The 18,285-nt window shown below is 67.0% G+C and carries 15 protein-coding genes; 9 read left to right on the top strand and 6 right to left on the bottom strand.

Annotation, left to right across the window (positions count from 1 at the left end):
- Window positions 1-11: 11 nt before the first annotated feature.
- A complete protein-coding gene (locus ACTXG5_RS04305) occupies window positions 12-557 on the top strand; it encodes a hemophore (RefSeq protein WP_445162512.1) in 546 nt (181 codons plus the stop codon).
- Here the strand turns inward: ACTXG5_RS04305 and ACTXG5_RS04300 are convergent.
- A complete protein-coding gene (locus ACTXG5_RS04300) occupies window positions 554-1,771 on the bottom strand; it encodes a lysylphosphatidylglycerol synthase transmembrane domain-containing protein (protein WP_445162511.1) in 1,218 nt (405 codons plus the stop codon). The genes ACTXG5_RS04305 and ACTXG5_RS04300 overlap by 4 nt on opposite strands.
- Window positions 1,772-1,940: 169 nt before the next feature.
- On the opposite strand from ACTXG5_RS04300, the gene ACTXG5_RS04295 reads away from it, so the two are divergent.
- Entirely contained in the window at window positions 1,941-3,086 is a 1,146-nt protein-coding gene (locus ACTXG5_RS04295) for an AI-2E family transporter (RefSeq protein WP_445162510.1), read from the top strand.
- A gap of 13 nt (window positions 3,087-3,099) precedes the next feature.
- On the opposite strand, the gene ACTXG5_RS04290 is transcribed toward ACTXG5_RS04295, so the two are convergent.
- The 3 genes from ACTXG5_RS04290 to trmB are packed head-to-tail and all read right to left on the bottom strand — an operon-like array spanning window position 3,100 to window position 7,485.
- On the bottom strand, window positions 3,100-5,988 hold the full coding sequence (locus tag ACTXG5_RS04290) for an MMPL family transporter (RefSeq protein WP_445162509.1): 2,889 nt from the start codon (window positions 5,986-5,988) through the stop codon (window positions 3,100-3,102).
- Between the two features lie 52 nt (window positions 5,989-6,040).
- The gene (locus ACTXG5_RS04285; protein ID WP_445162508.1) at window positions 6,041-6,760 is read right to left on the bottom strand and encodes an NYN domain-containing protein; all 720 of its coding nucleotides are present in this window, start codon (window positions 6,758-6,760) and stop codon (window positions 6,041-6,043) included.
- Window positions 6,761-6,762: 2 nt separating this feature from the next.
- On the bottom strand, window positions 6,763-7,485 hold the full coding sequence (gene trmB, locus ACTXG5_RS04280; RefSeq protein WP_445164258.1) for a tRNA (guanosine(46)-N7)-methyltransferase TrmB: 723 nt from the start codon (window positions 7,483-7,485) through the stop codon (window positions 6,763-6,765).
- 318 nt (window positions 7,486-7,803) lie between these two features.
- Here trmB and ACTXG5_RS04275 point away from each other — a divergent pair, with 318 nt between their 5' ends.
- The 6 genes from ACTXG5_RS04275 (at window position 7,804) to ACTXG5_RS04250 (ending at window position 15,453) form a co-directional block, all read left to right on the top strand.
- A complete protein-coding gene (locus ACTXG5_RS04275) occupies window positions 7,804-8,856 on the top strand; it encodes a hypothetical protein (RefSeq protein ID WP_445162507.1) in 1,053 nt (350 codons plus the stop codon).
- Window positions 8,850-10,397: a hypothetical protein gene (locus ACTXG5_RS04270; RefSeq protein WP_445164257.1), complete on the top strand. Its 1,548-nt coding sequence runs from the start codon at window positions 8,850-8,852 to the stop codon at window positions 10,395-10,397. The genes ACTXG5_RS04275 and ACTXG5_RS04270 overlap by 7 nt, the downstream gene beginning before the upstream one ends.
- Before the next feature lie 175 nt (window positions 10,398-10,572).
- Complete coding sequence (locus ACTXG5_RS04265) at window positions 10,573-12,402, top strand: phosphoenolpyruvate carboxykinase (GTP) (protein WP_445162506.1); 1,830 nt, start codon at window positions 10,573-10,575, stop codon at window positions 12,400-12,402.
- A gap of 209 nt (window positions 12,403-12,611) precedes the next feature.
- On the top strand, window positions 12,612-12,872 hold the full coding sequence (locus tag ACTXG5_RS04260; protein WP_313863333.1) for a hypothetical protein: 261 nt from the start codon (window positions 12,612-12,614) through the stop codon (window positions 12,870-12,872).
- Window positions 12,873-12,939: 67 nt separating this feature from the next.
- The gene (gene fadD4 / locus ACTXG5_RS04255) at window positions 12,940-14,469 is read left to right on the top strand and encodes a fatty-acid--CoA ligase FadD4 (RefSeq protein WP_445162505.1); all 1,530 of its coding nucleotides are present in this window, start codon (window positions 12,940-12,942) and stop codon (window positions 14,467-14,469) included.
- Between the two features lie 3 nt (window positions 14,470-14,472).
- Window positions 14,473-15,453, top strand: coding sequence for an enoyl-CoA hydratase/isomerase family protein (locus tag ACTXG5_RS04250; protein WP_445162504.1), 981 nt, complete (start codon window positions 14,473-14,475; stop codon window positions 15,451-15,453).
- On the opposite strand, the gene ACTXG5_RS04245 is transcribed toward ACTXG5_RS04250, so the two are convergent.
- Both ACTXG5_RS04245 and ACTXG5_RS04240 read right to left on the bottom strand, forming a co-directional pair.
- Window positions 15,447-15,908 carry a CD225/dispanin family protein gene (locus ACTXG5_RS04245; protein ID WP_445162503.1) on the bottom strand — a complete coding sequence of 154 codons (462 nt, stop codon included), beginning with the start codon at window positions 15,906-15,908 and terminating at the stop codon, window positions 15,447-15,449. The genes ACTXG5_RS04250 and ACTXG5_RS04245 overlap by 7 nt on opposite strands.
- A 113-nt stretch (window positions 15,909-16,021) precedes the next feature.
- The gene (locus ACTXG5_RS04240) at window positions 16,022-17,182 is read right to left on the bottom strand and encodes an acyl-CoA dehydrogenase family protein (protein WP_445162502.1); all 1,161 of its coding nucleotides are present in this window, start codon (window positions 17,180-17,182) and stop codon (window positions 16,022-16,024) included.
- A 53-nt stretch (window positions 17,183-17,235) separates the two neighbouring features.
- On the opposite strand from ACTXG5_RS04240, the gene ACTXG5_RS04235 reads away from it, so the two are divergent.
- Window positions 17,236-18,252, top strand: coding sequence for a MaoC family dehydratase (locus ACTXG5_RS04235; protein ID WP_445162501.1), 1,017 nt, complete (start codon window positions 17,236-17,238; stop codon window positions 18,250-18,252).
- Window positions 18,253-18,285: the final 33 nt, after the last annotated feature.

The following is an 18,285-nucleotide window of genomic DNA, read 5'->3' as shown; positions in this document are numbered from 1 at the left end:
GGAGTTCAGGCATGAAGACAGGCTTCAAGAAAGACGTCGCAACCACACGGCGCAGGCTCATCGCAGGGTTGATCGCCACCGCAGTGCCAACCGCGGCTGTTGCACTCATGGCCGGGCCGCCGGCGACGGGTGCCAACGACCCGTGCGCGGCCAGCGAAGTCGCCCGGACGATCGGATCGGTCTCCAAGTCGATGGGCGACTACCTGGACTCACATCCGCAGACAAACCAGTCGATGACCACGATGCTGCAGCAGCAGGCCGGTCCACAGTCGGTCACCTCGCTGAAGTCCTACTTCGAGGCCAACCCCAAGGTGGCCCTCGACATGACGTCGATCGCACAGCCGCTGACCAATATGTCGGCGCAGTGCAAGCTGCCGATCAGCATCCCCCAGGCCATGGGCATGATGCAGCAGACGCAGGGTGCCGGCGGGCTGCCCGCTGCGCCCGCAGCTGGCCTGGGCGGATTGCCGTCCGGCGGAACGCCGGGGACCCCGCCCGCAGCGACCGCGCCGGGCGGCGCGCTTCCTGGCCCGTCGCGGCAGAACAACGTCGGCTAGCCGACGCCTCTGGGGTCGGGTGGCGGTAACGGACCCTGCAGCGCGGCCTCACTCGCGGGATCGTTCCAGCGCCGCAGATGAGGCTCTAACGCGGGCAGCGGGCCGGTCGGTGAATCGTCGTCGGAGCCGCCCGTGCTTTCGGTGCGGAACATGAGGAAGAACACGACCCAGCCGACAGCGGAGATGAGCAGCCAGCTGATCAGCCGATAGAGCAGCATGGCCGAGATGGCGTTGGGCAACGACATACCGCTGGACACCAGGCCGGGCACCAGCACCGCTTCGACGACCAACAACCCGCCCGGCATCAGCGGAATCGTGCCGACGGCGCGTGCGGCCGCGTAGGCCACCGTCAGGCCGGCGACAGACGCATGGTCGCCGGCCGCGTAGGCCGCGAAGGCGAGGCAGGCCACGTCGGCGATCCAGTTGAACATCGACCAGCTGAACGCCACCCCCAAGTCGCGTCGGCCCAGGCTGACCGACTCGAGCTGCATCAGGGTCTCGCGCCACTTCGCCAGGCCGGAGTCGGCCGGCTTGCCGCGAACCGAGTTGGACCACGACAGCACGCGGGTGCCGATGCCCTCGATCAGCTCCGGCCGGGATGCCACCGCCTGGGCAAGCAGCAACAACGCGATGAAGCCGCCGAGCGTGAACAACAACGAGAAGGGGTTGTTCTTGGCACCCAGGAAGAAAGCACCGCCCAACCCGAGCAGCGCCAATCCCACCGCCTGCAGCACACCCGACATCACCAGCTGCCAGGACGCCACCACGGTCGAGGCGCCCCAAATGCGTTGCTGGCGAAGCAAAAACGTCGCCGACAGCACCGGGCCGCCGGGCAGCGTGGTGCTCAGCGAATTGGCGGCATAGAACGCGGCCTCGGAGCGCGCTTGCTTCACATGCACCCCGGCCGACCTCAGCAAAGTGCGCTGGATCTGGGCGAAGCTGTGCATCGATGCGGCCGCCGCCAGGACGGCCGCGAGCAACCACCACCAGTTGGCCTGGAACAGGCTCGTCCAAGCCTTGGCCAGCTGATCCCAGCCCAGGGCAACCTCGACGGCCAGCACGATCGCGACCAGGCCCAGGACCGCCCAGCGCACCCACCAGTACTTGCCCCGCGGCGTCTGGCCCCCGCAGGCGGAGGCGGGCAGCTCACCCTCACGGGCGAACGCACCGCCGCCCGGGAAGCGGAGGTTGCGGATGGGTGCGTCGTGCGACACGTGTTTTAGGGTAACCGCGCAGGTGGCACCACCATCAAGGCGCAACTCCGAGCGTGTCGCCCTCGTAACCGGATCGTGCCAGGCGCAACCGCCCAAACAGGCCTCTCGACGGTCCTCCGAGCGCGTGCGGAGGGCCCCCGAGGCCGAGGGCGCCAGATAGGCTGGCCGGATGCCGGCAAACACCGACGACGCTTCCGTCGAACCCCTTGTCCGCAAGACGGCAGCCTGGGCGTGGCGTTTGCTGGTCATCCTGGCCGCGGGCGTCGCCTTCCTGTGGGTGGTGGCGAGGCTCGAGATCATCGTCGTCCCGGTGCTGCTGGCCCTGATGATCAGCGCCCTGCTGGTACCGGCCGTGGACTGGCTGGACCGGCGGGGCCTGCCGCGCGGCGGCGCGGTCGCGCTGGTGTTGCTGGGCGGATTCGCGCTGCTCGGCGGTGTCCTCACCTTCGTCATCACCCAGTTCGTCGTCGGGCTACCCGATCTGACCGAGCAGGTCACCCGCAGCATCGACAGCACCCGCGAGTGGTTGATCGAAGGGCCGGCGCATCTGCGCAGTGAGCAGATCACCAACGCGGGCAATGCCGCGATCCAGGCGCTGCACAACAATCAGGCGAAGCTGACCAGCGGGGCGCTGTCCACCGCGGCTACCCTCACCGAAATGCTCACGGCCGCGGTGCTGGTGCTGTTCACCTTGATTTTCTTCCTCTACGGCGGCCGCAACATCTGGCAATACGTGACCAAGATGTTCCCGGTCCACGTGCGCGACCGGGTTATGGAAGCCGGCCGTGCCGGATACGGGTCGCTGATCGCCTATGTGCGGGCCACCTTCCTGGTGGCCCTCACCGACGCGGCCGGTGTCGGTACCGGGCTGGCCATCATGGGCGTCCCGCTGGCGCTGCCGTTGGCGTCGCTGGTGTTTCTCGGTGCCTTCATCCCGCTGATCGGTGCCCTGATTTCGGGGTTGGTGGCCGTGGTGGTTGCACTGCTGGCCAAGGGGATCGTCTACGCGCTGCTCACGCTCGGCTTGCTGATCGTGATCAATCAAATCGAGTCGCATCTGCTGCAGCCGCTGGTGATGGGGCGCGCGGTCTCCATTCACCCGCTCGGGGTGGTGCTGGCGATTTCCACCGGCGGTGTGCTTGCCGGGATTGTCGGAGCCTTGCTGGCCGTGCCGACAGTCGCGTTCCTCAACAACGCGATGCAGGTGTTGCTGGCCCCCGACCCCTCCGCCGAAGTCGAAAAGCAGACCGAGGACGCCGAGGATACGGCGCTGCTCAAGGCAAAGCCGGACAGCCCGGAGAAGGGGCCCGACTAGGAGCCGAGCGGGTCTATAGCCGTCCCTCGCGGCGCAGCAGATCCTGCGCGGACAGCCCGCCGCCCGCGCGACGGCGCGGACGCGGGTTCTCGCCGTTGTCGCCCTGCCCGCTGGCATTCAGCTTCTCGGTGGCGGCATCGGAGTCGTTGCCCTCCGACCGCATGACCGGGAGAGCCGTGGTGGGGTCGGCCGGGTCGCCCTTGTTCTCGTGGTTACCCGGGATCGGCATGGCTCGCGTCTCACCGGCCGATGGCGGCGGTGCGGGTGGCGGGGGTGCGGGTGGCGGAGGTGCGGCCGGCGCCGGTGCCGGTGGCCGCGCGGCGCTGGCCTCGGAGTTGCCCGGCAGCGAGAAGCGCGTCGTCTTGGCTTCCGTCGGCTGGCTGGGCCTGGACTGAGTGCGGGCGGCGCTGGGACCCGGGGGCAGCTCCGCGGCGGGCCGAAGCTCAGGCTGGCTCGCCGGACCCGAACGGGTGGCGCGCGACGGGTCCGGGGGCGCGCCGGGGTGCGTGGGATCGTGCGGTGCACGCGGTTTCGCGGCGACCAGGCTGGCCGCGACCGGCGGCCGGACCGCACGGCCGTTGACGGTGGTCCGCTTGCGCTCGTCGGGCAGGTCGATCTCGCCCAACCCGATGCGGTTCTGCAGCCGCCGGGCCCAGCGCGGGGCCCACCAGCAGTCGTCGCCGAGCAGCTTCATCACCGAGGGCACCAGGAACATCCGCACCACGGTCGCGTCCAGCAGCAGCGCCGCCATCAGACCGAACGCCAGATACTTCATCAGCACAAGGTCGGAGAACACGAATGAACCAGCGACCACGGCGAGCACCAGGGCGGCGGCCGTGATCAGGCGCCCGGTGGTCGCGGTACCGATCCGGATGGCCTCCGCGGTCGACATGCCACGCTCGCGCGCCTCGACCATTCGGGACACCAGGAACACCTCGTAGTCGGTGGCCAGACCGAAGCCCACCGCGACGACCAGCGCGATCACCACCACCATCAGCGGAGTCGGCGTGAAATTCAGCCATGTCGAGAAGTGCCCGTCGACGAAGATCCACGTCAGGATGCCCATCGTCGACCCGAGCGTCAGCGCGCTCATCACCGCCGCCTTGACCGGCAACACCACCGATCCGAACGCCAGGAACATCAACAACATGGTGGCGGTCAGCAACAGCACGAGCATCAGCGGAGCCTTGTCGAACAAACTGTGGATGCTGTCCTGCTCCAGCGCCGGCGTGCCGCCGACCAGCAGGGTGATGCCCTTCGGCGGGTTTATCGCCCGCAGATCGTCGATCTTCTTCGCGGCATCATTTTTGTTGACGAGGCCGTTCTGGATCACCCGCACCGAGTCGTCTTTGGGCACCGTTGCCCCGTTCGGACCGGGGACGCAGGGGTTGCCGGCAATGGTCGGGCACGGCCGTTCCTCCCACGTCTTGTCGGTGAACCCGTTGATCCCCGCGATTCTGCTGCGGATATCGGCAACCTGCTGGTCGGTGACCTTGCTGTGGTTGTTGCTCTCGATCACCACCGTCAGCTGCTCGGTCCGGTATCCCGGGAACTGCTTGTCGAAGTGCTCCTGTGCCAGGCGCACGGGATTATTGGGCGGCAGGTATTTTTCGCTCATGCCGCCGAACGACAGGTTGCCCAGCGGGATGACCAGCAGGATCATGCCGACGGCGATCGGGATGGCGAACGCCAGCGGCCGCTTCATCACCCAGTTGACCAGCTTGCCCCAGAAGCCGGCCTCTACTTCTTCTCGGGTCTTGGTCTTCTGCAGCCGGTCCGCGAGCCAGTTGAGGTAGGCCCGCGAGTACTTCCAATTCCGCAGGAACGGCACCCGGAAGGCGGTCCGCACTCCCAGCGCGTCGACGTGGCGACCGAGGATGCCCAGGCAGGCCGGCAGGAACGTGATCGACAGCAGCGCCGCGAGTCCCACCGCGGCGAAGATCGCGTAGGTCAGCGAATGCACGAAGCCCTGCGGCAACACCAGCAGGCTGGCGCTCGACGCGATGATCAGCACCGCCGAGAACGCGATCGTGCGCCCGGCCGTCATGACCGTGCGCCGCACGGCGGCCTCGGTGTCGTAGCCCTCGGCGATCTCTTCCCGGAATCGGCTCACGATGAAAAGCCCGTAGTCGATCGCTAGGCCCAATCCGACCAGCGAGACCACCGGCTGGGCGAAAAAGTGCACCGGCCCGAACATGGTGGCGAGCCGCAGGATGCCTATTGCGCCCGCGATAGTCAGTCCGCCCACGATGGCAGGCAGGCCAGCGGCGATTGCGCCCCCGAAGACCAGGAAAAGGACCACCGCCACCAGCGGCACCGCAAGGACCTCCATGCGCCGCTGGTCGGTGGCGATGGTGCCGGTCAGAGCGTTGGCGATCGGCTCAAGGCCGGCGAGTTGGGCCGTGCCGCCATCGAGCTTTTGCAGGTCGGGTGCGACGGCCTTGTAGTTATTGAGGATGGTGTCGTCGTCATCGCCCTTCAGCGGGATGCTGACGAAGGTGTGCTTTCTGTCCTCGCTCACCATCCCCTTGATGAGCGAGGGAGCGTCGGCGGGGTTTTGCACTGCCAACCAGCCGGCCCAGCCGACGATCTGATCCGGATGGTCGCTTTTCAGCTTGTTGAGTTCGGCGACGATCTTTTCCCGCCATGCGGGGTCATCGACGGTTTTCCCGTCGGGGGCGGTGAAGCTGGCGACGACGTGGCTGGTGCGATCGCGGCCATAGACCTTGTCGCCCAGTATCGAAGCCTTGACGGATTGACTGCCGTCGTCGTAGAAACCGCTCTGCGTGACGTGCTTACCCAGGCTCATCCCGAAGATGCCTCCGCCAAGGCACAGAGCCACCATGACCCCGATTACGATGAATCGGTAGCGGTACACAGTTCGACCCCACCAGGCGAACACCTAAGCTCCTTACTGGATCACTAACAGCGACCCGCGCATTGGTTTTCCAGTGTCACACACGCGTGGTCAATAGCGCGGCCAGCGGCCGGAACGGCTGCAGCCATGCCCCCCGGTCAGGCAGCGAATCTAGGCCGATCCGCGGCAACGGTTCCCGGAAGACACCTTCGATGTCCTCCAGGTCAACGAAGTCCAAGGTATCCGACGCTAGTGCCCAACTCGCGTGTTCGCGAAATCCGATCACCTGGACAGGGATCACATCAGCGGCCCCGTCGCGTGCGATTTCTTCCAGCGGCTGACGGAACGCTTGGCCGTCAGCGGATGCCACAACCAGCGCCGCGAGGCCTTCTCGACGCCGCAGATCGATGTGCTCGAGCATGTCCCGGTCGACATCGCTGTCTTCATCTATTTTCGGCTTGGCGAAGACCGCGAATCCCACGTTGCGCAACGCGTCCACCCACGGTCGAACCACGTCGGCGCTACCCGGAGCGATGTTGGTGAACACGGTGGCCTCGGGTTCGACGACGACGCCCGGACGGCCGCTGCTGACCTCGGCCGTGCGCGCCAGCAGCCAGCGACCGAGCGCGTCGAAACGGGGACGTTCCAGGGCTGTCGGGCGCCGGCCCAGGATCGAGCCCAGGCCCATGTCGAGGTTGGGAGCGTCCCATACCAGCAGCACGCGCTGGGCCGGCGTATCGAGGCTCAGGTCGTCGCTGGACGGCGCCGCCGGTGAAGCGGCGGATTCCGCGGCGGCCGTTTGTTCTGCGAGGCTCATACTCATCGTCTTTTCCAGATGAAGTCGGATACGGAGCTGCCCGCTTCTTGGGCTTTCATCTCGTATTTGGTGGTAGGGCGGACGATCGAGATCGGCAGCCGGCTGCCGGGATCGGCGCGACTCAGCCGGGGTTCGCCGGTGCCGACTTCGGCGATCTGCTCGGCGTAGCCGGGGTGGTCCGTCGCGGCGTGCAGGACACCACCGGGGAGTAACCGGTCCGCGATCAGGCCAACCGTGGCCGGTTGCAGGAAGCGGCGCTTGTGATGGCGTGCCTTCGGCCACGGGTCGGGGAAATAGACACGAACTCCGGTCAGCGACGCCGGTGCGATCAGATGCTGCAGCACGTCGATCCCGTTGCCGCGGATCAACCGGATGTTGGGCACCTGCTCGCGGTCGATCGCGCACAGCAGCTGGGCCAGGCCCCGCCGGTAAACCTCCACCGCGATCACGTCGATTTCAGGTTCGTCGCGCGCCATCGCCAGCGTCGATATGCCACTGCCGCAGCCGATCTCGAGCACCAGCGGCGCCTCCCGGCCAAACCAGGCACGCGTGTCCAGCGGTTCAAAGCGGCTCGGGATTTCGGACAGGCCCACTGTCGGCCACAGCCGGTCCCAGGTCTCCCGCTGGGTGCCGGACAGGGTGGAGCGCCTGGAGCGGAAACTTGTGGCCGGCAGATAGCCCCGTTGAGGGGCACCCGAACCGGAAGACTCTGGCGCTGGCGTCATGCCTTCTTCAATCTCCAGGCCGGCTCCCACCTCCACCGGTGCATCAGGACACGTCCCGACCCCGGGTTGCGCATGCATTTGTCCATCGTGGCCCATGAACCCCCGATGTAGCCGCTCCTGGTCCAGATTGATACCCAACAGTTGCCTTCAACTGGTAACAGATAAGCGGTGGCTCGCAACTCGGTGACGCAAGTGCCACTATTCGGTGGGGCCCGATCGGCTGCCCGGCAAACGGGCCTGGCGCTGGCGATGACCCCGCAGTCGGCGGGAGCAACGCCGGGGTGGGGAAGCCGGCCAATCGGATCGAGCAGGCAAGACATGAAGGTACGGGGGCACCAAGTTTTCGTCGACGAGCTGGCGCGATTTGCTGGCGGGTGTGCCGACGCGCGGGTGAGCGCGATTGCCGACAAAGCCGCCGCACCGCTGGCGGTGGCGGTCCGCGGACGCCAGGGGGTGGGCCGCAGCACCGTGGCACGCGCGCTGGCACAGGCCGCGACCGTGTCGGGAATCACCGTGATGCCATCCGCGGGCGAGGCCGACTTGGTCGTCCAGGTGATCGCCGAGGTGGTCAAACCCGAGGACGCCGACGCGATCGCGATCGCTGGGTGCCCGGTGCTGGCCGTGCTCAACAAGGCCGATCTGACCGGCCCGCTGGCGGGCCGCACCGGGACCGGGCCGCTCGCGACCGCGCGGACGCGGTGTGCCGAGCTCGCCGAGCTCGTCGGAGTGCGGTTCGAACCGATGAACGCTTTGCTGGCCGTTGCCGCGATCGAGGGGCTGGGCGGCACGTCGTGGTCGGCGTTGCAGGCGCTGGCCGCCCATCCCGGCGGCTCCGCTTGCCTGGACGGCTCCTTCGAGGGGTTCGTGGCGGCCGATAACCCGGTGCCGACGGACGCGCGTCAGCAACTGCTGGACACCCTGGACCTGTTCGGCACCGCGCTGGGTATTGCCGCGGTGCGCCGGGGCAGCACGCCAACACAGGTCCGCGCGCTGCTGCGCCGGATGAGTGGCATCGATGCGGTCATCGCCACGTTGTCGGCCCTCGGCGCCGAGGTGCGCTACCAGCGGATGCTCGGGGCCATCGCGGAGTTGGAGGCCCTGGCCGTTGGCACTGCCGGGATCGGCGAGCAGGTCAGCGGGTTCCTGTCCCGCGACGACACGGTGATCGCGCGGATGGCCGCCGCGGTCGAGGTGGCCGAGGCGGCCGGGCATGTCGTCGGCGGGTGCGACGATCCGGCCGATCACCTGCCGCGGGCGGTGCGGTGGCAGCGCTACGGCCGCGGATCGGTGAGCGAGTTGCACCGCGCCTGTGCTGGCGACATCGCCCGAGGATCACTGCGGCTGTGGTCGCGGACCCGGGAGTCATGGTGAGCGACAAGGCTTCTGGCGATTCGGCGGCCCAGGTCGACGAACTGGTGACGGCGATCGGGCCGCAGCTGGATGCGCCCGCCATCAGCCGCCACGACGTCGTGGTGGTGACCGGCCCATGGATGGCCGGTGTGACCGGGGTGGTCACCGCGCTGGGTGAGCGGCTGCCCCAGCACAAATTCGTCGAGTCGATGGATCTGCGGTCCGGAGAGGCGCCGATGGCGGTGGTGTTCGTCGTCTCCGCGGCCGCCCACCTGACCGAATCGGACTGTGCACTGCTGGACGCCGCCGCCGAGCACACCGACGTAGTGGTCGGCGTGGTGTCCAAGATCGACGTGCACCGCGCCTGGCGCGACACGCTCAGCGCCAACCGCGACCTGCTGGCCGCACATGCGCCGCGCTACGCCCAGGTGCCGTGGATAGGTGTGGCCGCCGCGCCCGAACTGGGCGAGTCGCGGCTGGACGAACTGGTCGACACGGTTTCGGCGCAGCTTGCCGTTTCTGATGTCGAGCGGCGAAATCGGTTGCGCGCCTGGGAATCCCGGCTTCATACGGTCGCGCAGCGGTTCGACCGCGACGCGGACGGCGCCGGCCGGCGGGCCCGGGTGGACGCGCTGCGCGAGGAGCGCAGCACCGCCCTGCGGGAGCGTCGCCAACTGAAATCCGAGCGCACCATCACCTCGCGCGGCCAGATCCAGCAGGCGCGGGTCCAGCTGTCGCACCTCGCGCTGAACCGTTGCTCGTCGGTGCGCAGCGAACTGCAACAAGACGCCGCCCGTCTGCCCCGGCGAGACATGGGCGGGTTCGAGGCGTACGCGCGGGGCCGGGCCGCCGAGGTGGTCGTCGAGGTCTACGAAGGCACCACCACCCACCTCGACGACCTCGCGCGCGAGCTGGACATGCCGATGGAGTTACCGCCCGTCGACCAGCTGCCGGCGGTCGACGTCGCGCCTCCGCCGCTGAAATCGCGGCGCCAGGAGACCTGGCTGATGATGCTGTTGGGAGTCGGGTTCGGGGTGGGCGTCGCGCTGACGCTCAGCCGGTTGGTGGCCGGCGTCGCCCGGCGGCTGAATCCGGCAGTAGAGATCGCCGGCGCCGTGGCGTGCGTCGCGGTCGGTCTCGCGGTCACCTTCCTGGTGGTCAACCTGCGGGCCCTGCTGCATGACCGCGCATTGCTGGACCGCTGGGTGGGCGATCTGACCTCGTCGCTGCGGTCGGTGGTCGAGGAGTTGGTCGCGACCCGCGTGCTGGCCGCCGAGTCGCTGCTGAGCACCGGGCTCGTTGTCCGCGAGGAGGCCGAGAACGAGCAGGTGTCGGAGCAGGTTGGCGCCATTGACACCGAACTGCGCGAGCATGCCATCGCCGCGGCCCGCGCCGCCGCGGCCCGGGACCGCGAGATGCCCATCGTTGCGGCGGCGCTGGATGCGGTGCGTGCAGAACTTGGACAACCGGGTATACCTCAACCCCATGGCCCCGCCGACGACGCCGACGGGGCCGAAACCGCTAAATCGGCCCCGAGGAGCGCGGATGAGGACAATTCTTGACCTTTTTGGCGCTTCTGAATCGTTGATGTGAGAAGGCTTATACCCGCCCGGGCCTTCCCCAGCAAGGCGATCGCGATAGCCTGTAGCTAACGCCACCATGTCAATATTTGTGTGGGCCACTGCATACGCATTCACAATATGCCCACACGTACGGAGATGAATTCAGGAGAGTTCGATGACCTCAGCGACCATTCCCGGTCTGGAGACCGCACCCACCAATCATCGGGGGCTGCTGGCGTGGGTAGAGGAGGCTGCCGAGCTGATGCAGCCCGACCGGGTTGTGTTCGCTGACGGCTCCGACGAGGAGTTCAACCGGCTGGCCGCCCAACTGGTCGAGGCCGGCACCTTGAAGAAACTGAACGAAGAGAAGCGCCCCAATTCCTACCTGGCGCTGTCCGACCCATCCGACGTGGCGCGGGTGGAGTCCCGGACCTTCATCTGTTCCGAGCGCGAGATCGACGCCGGCCCGACCAACAACTGGACGGACCCGGCCGAGATGCGGTCCACCATGACCGAGCTGTACCGCGGCTGCATGCGCGGTCGCACGATGTGGGTGGTGCCGTTCTGCATGGGCCCGCTCGGCGCCGACGACCCCAAGCTGGGTGTGGAGATCACCGACTCCGAATACGTCGTCATCTCGATGAAGGTGATGACCCGGATGGGCAAGGCCGCCCTGGAGAAGATCGGCGACGACGGATTCTTCGTCAAGGCGCTGCACTCCGTTGGCGCCCCGCTGGAGCCGGGCCAAAAGGACGTGCCGTGGCCGTGCAACGACACCAAATACATCACCCACTTCCCGGAGACCCGCGAGATCATGAGCTACGGCTCGGGCTACGGCGGTAACGCGCTGCTGGGCAAGAAGTGCTACTCGCTGCGTATCGCCTCGGCGATGGCGCACGACGAGGGCTGGCTCGCCGAGCACATGCTGATCCTCAAGCTGATCTCCCCGGAGAACAAGGCCTACTACTTCGCCGCGGCCTTCCCGTCGGCGTGCGGCAAGACCAACCTCGCGATGCTGCAGCCGACCATTCCGGGCTGGCGCGCCGAAACCCTCGGCGACGACATCGCCTGGATGCGGTTCGGCAAGGACGGCCGGCTCTACGCCGTCAACCCCGAATTCGGTTTCTTCGGCGTCGCGCCGGGCACGAACTGGAAGTCCAACCCGAACGCGATGCGCACCATGGAGGCGGGCAACACCGTCTTCACCAACGTCGCGCTCACCGATGACAACGACGTCTGGTGGGAGGGTCTGGAAGGCGAGCCCGACCACCTGATCGACTGGAAGGGCAACGACTGGATCCTGCGCGAGTCGGATACCAAAGCGGCGCACCCGAATTCGCGGTACTGCACCCCGATGTCGCAGTGCCCCATTCTGGCGCCCGAGTGGGACGACCCGGAGGGTGTGCCGATTTCCGGCATCCTGTTCGGCGCGCGCCGCAAGACGACCGTGCCGCTGGTGACTCAGGCTCGCGACTGGCAGCACGGCGTCTTCATGGGCGCCACCATGGGCAGCGAGCAGACCGCCGCGGCCGAGGGCAAGGTCGGCACCGTGCGCCGCGACCCGATGGCGATGCTGCCGTTCCTGGGCTACCACGTCGGTGACTACTTCCAGCACTGGATCGACCTGGGCAAGAACGCCGATGACTCCAAGCTGCCAAAGGTGTTCTTCGTCAACTGGTTCCGTCGCGACGAGGGTGGCGGCTTCCTGTGGCCGGGCTTCGGCGAGAACAGCCGGGTGCTCAAGTGGATCGTCGACCGCATCGAACACCAGGCCGGCGGTCAGGACACCCCGATCGGTATCGTGCCGACGGCCGAGGACCTCGACCTGGACGGGCTCGACATCGAGGGCGGCGACGTGACCAAGGCGCTGGCGGTCAACGCGGCCGAATGGCGCGAGGAACTGCCGTTGATCGAGGAGTGGTTCGAGTTCGTCGGCGACAAGCTGCCCACCGGCGTCAAGGACGAGTTCGAGGCGCTCAAGCAGCGGCTGGCGGAGTCCGACTAAGGCGGGCTAAGACCCCCTAGAACACGGTGAATCGGGCTGGCGCGCAAGACGCGCCGGCCCGATTTCTTTAGTGGGCTTCGTGGCAAACGCCATGCCTCGATTCCCGTCGGGTGTTTGGGAGCGCACGCTTGTGTGTATAGCTAGCTAACACCCCTCCTGGAAGGCCGACAATGAAGTCTGTGAAGTCCAAGACACCCTCCGCGCTCACGATTGTGGTTGCCGCGGCTGGAATTCTGTTCAGTGGATGCTCCGCGTCGCAGGTGATCAACACCGGTGGCGACACCAAGTGCAAGGACTTCACCACCCAGGATGAGAAGAAGCAGAACGACGAGATCAGCAAAATGCTGAAGGACAAGAGCGGCCAAGACCCGACCACCTTGGAGATTTCCGCGACGCGTTTGTCGGCGCAGACCTACTGCCAGACGCTGGGCAAGCCGGACAGCAAGATCTCTGAGGCGCCGCACGGCTGACGCCTGATGAGGACCGGTCTTCGGGCCACTTAACACCCGTCAACTTCGGCGGCGGTACAGTCGGCGCATGCAGATACGCCCCTATATCGGCGCCGACAAACCTGCTGTCATCCTCTATCCGTCCGGGACGGTCGTCACCTTCGACGACCTCGAGGCTCGCGCCAACCGGCTGGCACACCGGTTCCGCAAGGCCGGTCTGCGCGAAGGCGACAGCGTCGCGATCCTGATGGAGAACAACGAGCACAACCACGCGGTCATGTGGGCGGCTCGGCGCAGTGGCTTGTACTACGTGCCGATCAACACCCACCTGACGGCAGCCGAAGCCGCCTACATCATCGACAACAGCAACGCCAAGGCGATCATCGGGTCGGCGGCGCTGAGGGAAGTCTGCGCGGGCCTGGCCGAGCATCTACCGGGCGGCCTACCGGATCTGTTGCTGATCGCTAGTCCTGACGAAGAAGGCGACCTCCCGGGCTGGGAGCGTTACCCGGAATGCGTTGAAGGACAGCCGGATACCCCGATCGACGACGAAATCGAGGGCGACCTGCTGCAGTACTCCTCGGGCACCACCGGCCGGCCCAAAGGGATCAAACGCGAACTGCCGCATGTCCCGCCGGACCAGGCGCCGGGCATGATGTCGGCCCTGGTCGGGTTCTGGCTGGATCCGGACGCGGTCTACCTGAGCCCGGCCCCGCTCTACCACACCGCACCGTCGGTATGGTCGATGACCATTCAGGCCGGTGGCATCACCACGGTGGTGATGGAGAAGTTCGACCCCGAGGGCACCCTTGACGCGATCCAGCGCCACCGGGTTACCCATGGCCAGTTCGTCCCGGCGATGTTCGTCCGGATGCTGAAACTGCCTCAGAGCGTTCGTGATTCGTATGACCTATCCAGCCTCAAGCGGGTGATGCACGCCGCGGCGCCGTGTCCGGTGCAGATCAAGAAGCAGATGATCGACTGGTGGGGACCGATCGTCGACGAGTACTACGCATCCTCGGAAGCGCACGGGTCGACACTCATCGGTGCCGAAGACTGGCTCAAGCATCCCGGTTCGGTCGGCAAACCGATGGGGGGCGCCGTGCACATTCTCGACGAAGAGGGCAACGAGCTGCCGGCCGGCGCGGCCGGTGAGATCTACTTCGAGGGCGGGTATTCGTTCGAATACCTCAACGACCCAACGAAAACCGCCTCATCCCGCGACACGCACGGTTGGGCGACCGTCGGCGACATCGGCTACCTGGACGAGGAAGGCTACCTGTACCTGACCGACCGGCGCCACCACATGATCATTTCCGGCGGGGTGAACATCTACCCGCAGGAAGCCGAGAACCTTCTGGTCACCCACCCGAAGGTGCTGGACGCGGCCGTGTTCGGGGTGCCCGACGACGAGATGGGCCAGCGTGTCATGGCGGCCGTGCAGACCGTCGACGAAGCCGATGGCACCGATCAGTTCGCCGACGAGCTGATGGCGTGGCTGCGAGACCACTTGTCGCACTTTAAATGCCCACGCTCGATCGCGTTCGAGGCACAGCTGCCGCGCACCGACACCGGCAAGCTCTACAAGAACGGGCTGATCGAGAAATACTCGGTGTGACCGATGCTCCGGGTGGTCCAGCTATCGAACTCAGTGTCGAGCGCGCCGGAGGACGGCCCAGCATCGCCGCCGGGTGTGATTGTCGGCGTCGGCTCGGCCGCTGAGATTGCCCGAGGCCAATCCTGGCTAGAGACAGCGACTTTCACGCTGACCGAGGATGCCTGCGCTGACCGCCGGGTGGTTACCGTCGACTCGGTTCCCGAGACGCTGGCCGAGCTCCGTACCCGTTATGAACACTGGCCGCAGGCCAGCAGCGTCTGCGACGATGTGCTGCGCACCGTGCGGACCGACGGCCCGGCATTGGCTTCAGTGCTGACCGAATCGCTGGCCTACTCGACCCTGCAATCGGGTCCGGAGTTCGCCCGCTGGCTCGAGGAACGCGGGCCGGCCCGCATGCCCGAGATCGCCGACCCGGTGCAGGCGGAGCGCGACGGCGACACCCTGCGGATCCGGTTCAACCGGCCGCAACGCCACAACGCCTTTTCCACCGATGCGCGCGCCGCGCTGCTCGAGGCGCTGACCGTCGCGCAGCTGGATCCGTCGGTGACCGGGATTGTGTTGAGCGGCAACGGCCCCTCATTTTGCAGCGGCGGAGACCTCGCCGAATTCGGCACCTTCGCCGACCCGGCGAGCGCGCATCTGGCCCGCACTCGTCATAGCCCGGCCTTGGCGCTCGACGCGCTCACCGCCAGGCTCGGCCGGGCCTGCCGCGCCGACGTACACGGCCGGGTGCTGGGCAGCGGATTGGAGATGGCCGCATTCTGCGGATGGGTTGAGGCGCACGAAGATTCGCTCTTCGGACTACCCGAACTGAGTCTGGGACTGATCCCCGGCGCCGGCGGCACCGTCAGCGTCACGCGTCGCATCGGCCGCTGGCGTACGGCCTATCTGGTGTTGTCCGGCCGCACCGTCGGCACGGACACGGCGCTGGACTGGGGATTAGTGGACGCGACTTATGTTGGCGCGCAAAGGGTTGCTCAGTAGCCGGAGAATGTGGTGGTGGTGGTCGACGGGATGCTGGAGACGGCGACCACGGCGATGACGATGTACAAGATGGCGATGATCGCATAGGTGACGCCACCTGCGATTGCGCCGATGATCGCCCACTTCTTGGCGTTGCTCGACGCTTCCTGCGCCTCGCCGAACCGGCCTTGGGACCACAACCCGGCGACCTTGTTGGAGTAGACAAGCGACACAATCCCAAACGGGAGGCAGCACAGGACCGTGCACAAAATCGCCCAGACGAGGTAGTTATCCGGTTCCTGCTGACCCTGCCAACCCGCCGGCTGCTGGGCCGGCCAGCCCCCGGGTTGTTGCGGCTGCTGCCAGCCTTGCTGCGGCTGACCTTGCCACTCCGGCGGCTGCGGTTGGCCCTGCCATTCGGGTTGCTGGCCCTGCCACTCGGGGGAACCTTCGTACGGCCCTGGGGGATAACTCATGGCAGCTGCCTTCCTTGGGGTTCCTCCGGAACCAAACAGGTTTACTCCCGCGCCGCTTTGCTGGTGCGCAAGTCAGGCAAATATAGCGCACAAGGTGTGGTCGGGCGCTGGATTCAGATCCCGCCCCGGGCGACCAGTTGCCCGGCAATGACATTGCGCTGGATCTCGTTCGTGCCCTCGCCGACGATCATCAGGGGTGCGTCGCGAAAGTAGCGCTCGACGTCGTACTCGGTGGAGTAGCCGTAACCGCCGTGGATGCGTACCGCGTTGAGTGCGATCTCCATCGCGATCTCGGAGGCGAACAGCTTGGCCATCCCGGCCTCCATGTCGCAGCGGTCGCCGCTGTCGTAGCGTTCGGCCGCGTAACGGGTGAGCTGGCGGGCGGCGGTGAGTTTGGTGGCCATGTCGGCGAGGTAGTTGCCGACGGCCTGATGCTTCCAAATCGGCCGGCCGAAACTCTCCCGCTGCTGGGCATAGGCCAACGCGTCCTCGAGCGCCGCGGTTGCCACGCCCAGGGCCCGGGCAGCCACTTGGATGCGGCCCGTCTCGAGCCCCTTCATCATTTGCGAAAAGCCTTCGCCCATAAGGTCTCCCAGGATGGCCGATGCGGGTGCGGCAAAGTCGTCGAAGGACAGCTCACAGGACTCGATGCCCTTGTAGCCCAACTTGGGTAGGTCCCTGGATATCGTCAGACCCGGCCCGTGCTCGACGAGCACAATCGAGATGCCCCGGTGCCGCGGTGTGGCATTCGGGTCGGTCTTGCACAGCAGCGCGATCAGTCCGGAATGACGCGCGTTGCTGATCCAGGTTTTGGCACCGTTGATCAGCAACCCCCCGGATCCGTCCGGCAGCGCGGTGGTCGAGATGTTCTGTAGGTCGGAGCCGCCGCTGGGCTCGGTCAAGGCCATGGTGGCGCGCACCTCGCCGGTGGCCATCAGCGGCAGGTACGTCCGCTTCTGCTCCTCGGTGCCGAACAGTGTCAGCAGCTTGGCGACCACGGTGTGCCCGCCCATCGCGCCGGCCAGGCTCATCCAGCCGCGGGCCAGCTCCTGAGTCACGCGCACATAACCGGGCATCGACACCGGCGACCCGCCGTATTCCTCGGGGATAGCCAGGCCGTAGATGCCGATTCGCTTCATCTGTTCGATCCACGCCTCGGGGTAGGTGTTGGCGTGCTCGACCTCGCGGACGGTCGGTTTGACCTCGCGGTCGATGAAGGCTCGCACCGTGGCGACCAGCATGTCTTCGTCGTCGTCCACCTGTGACCCAGCCATTTAGCACCTCCGGCGTTGCGTTCTGATTCGACAGCCTGCCAGCATGTGGCGTTGTGACGGGTAACGGGTATGCGGGGATCCGCGAAGGCGGGCCGTACTTCGACGACCTCTCGAGAGGCCAGGTCTTCGACTGGGCGCCGGTGGCGACGCTGTCGGCGGGGATGGCCGCCGCTCATCAGGCGATCGTGGGGGACCGGCTGCGCCTGGCCTTGGACACCGGCCTGTGTACCGCAGTGACCGGCGCGCCGGGGCCGCTGGCGCATCCGGGACTGGTCTGCGATGTTGCGATCGGGCAGAGCACCCTGGTCACCCAGCGGGTCATAGCCAACCTGTTCTACCGCGGGCTGACGTTTCACCGGTTCCCGGTGATCGGCGACTCTCTCTACACCCGGACCGAAGTGGTTGGGCTGCGCGCCAACTCGGTCAAGCCTGGCCGCGCGCCGACGGGGCTGGCGGCGCTGCGGATGATCACGATCGACCAGGCCGATCGATTGGTGCTCGATTTCTACCGCTGCGCCATGTTGCCCGCCAGCCCAGACTGGAACCCCGATCAGGCACCCAGCGACGATCTGTCCACCATCGGCGCCGAGGTGGCGCTGCCGGCCGTGAATCCGGCCGCGCAATGGGACGGCGCGGCCTTCCGAAAGCGGGTTCCCGGACCGCATTTCGACGCCGCCATGGCTCCTGCGGTGCTGCACAGCAGCGGCGACGTCGTCACAAACGCGCCCGAACTGGCCAGGCTTACCCTGAATATTGCTGCTGCACACCATGATTTGCGGGCCGGCGGGCGCCGCCTGGTGTATGGCGGACACACCATCGGGCTGGCGCTCGCGCAGGCGAGCAGGCTGCTCCCGAACCTGGGGACGGTGCTGGGCTGGGTGTCTTGCGATCACACCGGGCCGGTGTACGAGGGTGACACCCTGTACAGCGAGGTACACGTCGAGTCGGCCGTGCCAACCGAGCATGGGGGTGTGCTGGGGCTGCGGTCGCTGGTGCATGCGGTCAGTGACTCGGCCGGAGATCCCGATCGAGCGGTGCTGGACTGGCGGTTCAGCGCGCTGCACTTCTAACCGCTTCGCGAGCAGCGGCGTTACGCTGGCGGC

The organism is Mycobacterium sp. Dal123C01 (genome assembly GCF_052566995.1).
This window is presented reverse-complemented; position numbering and strand designations above follow the sequence as displayed.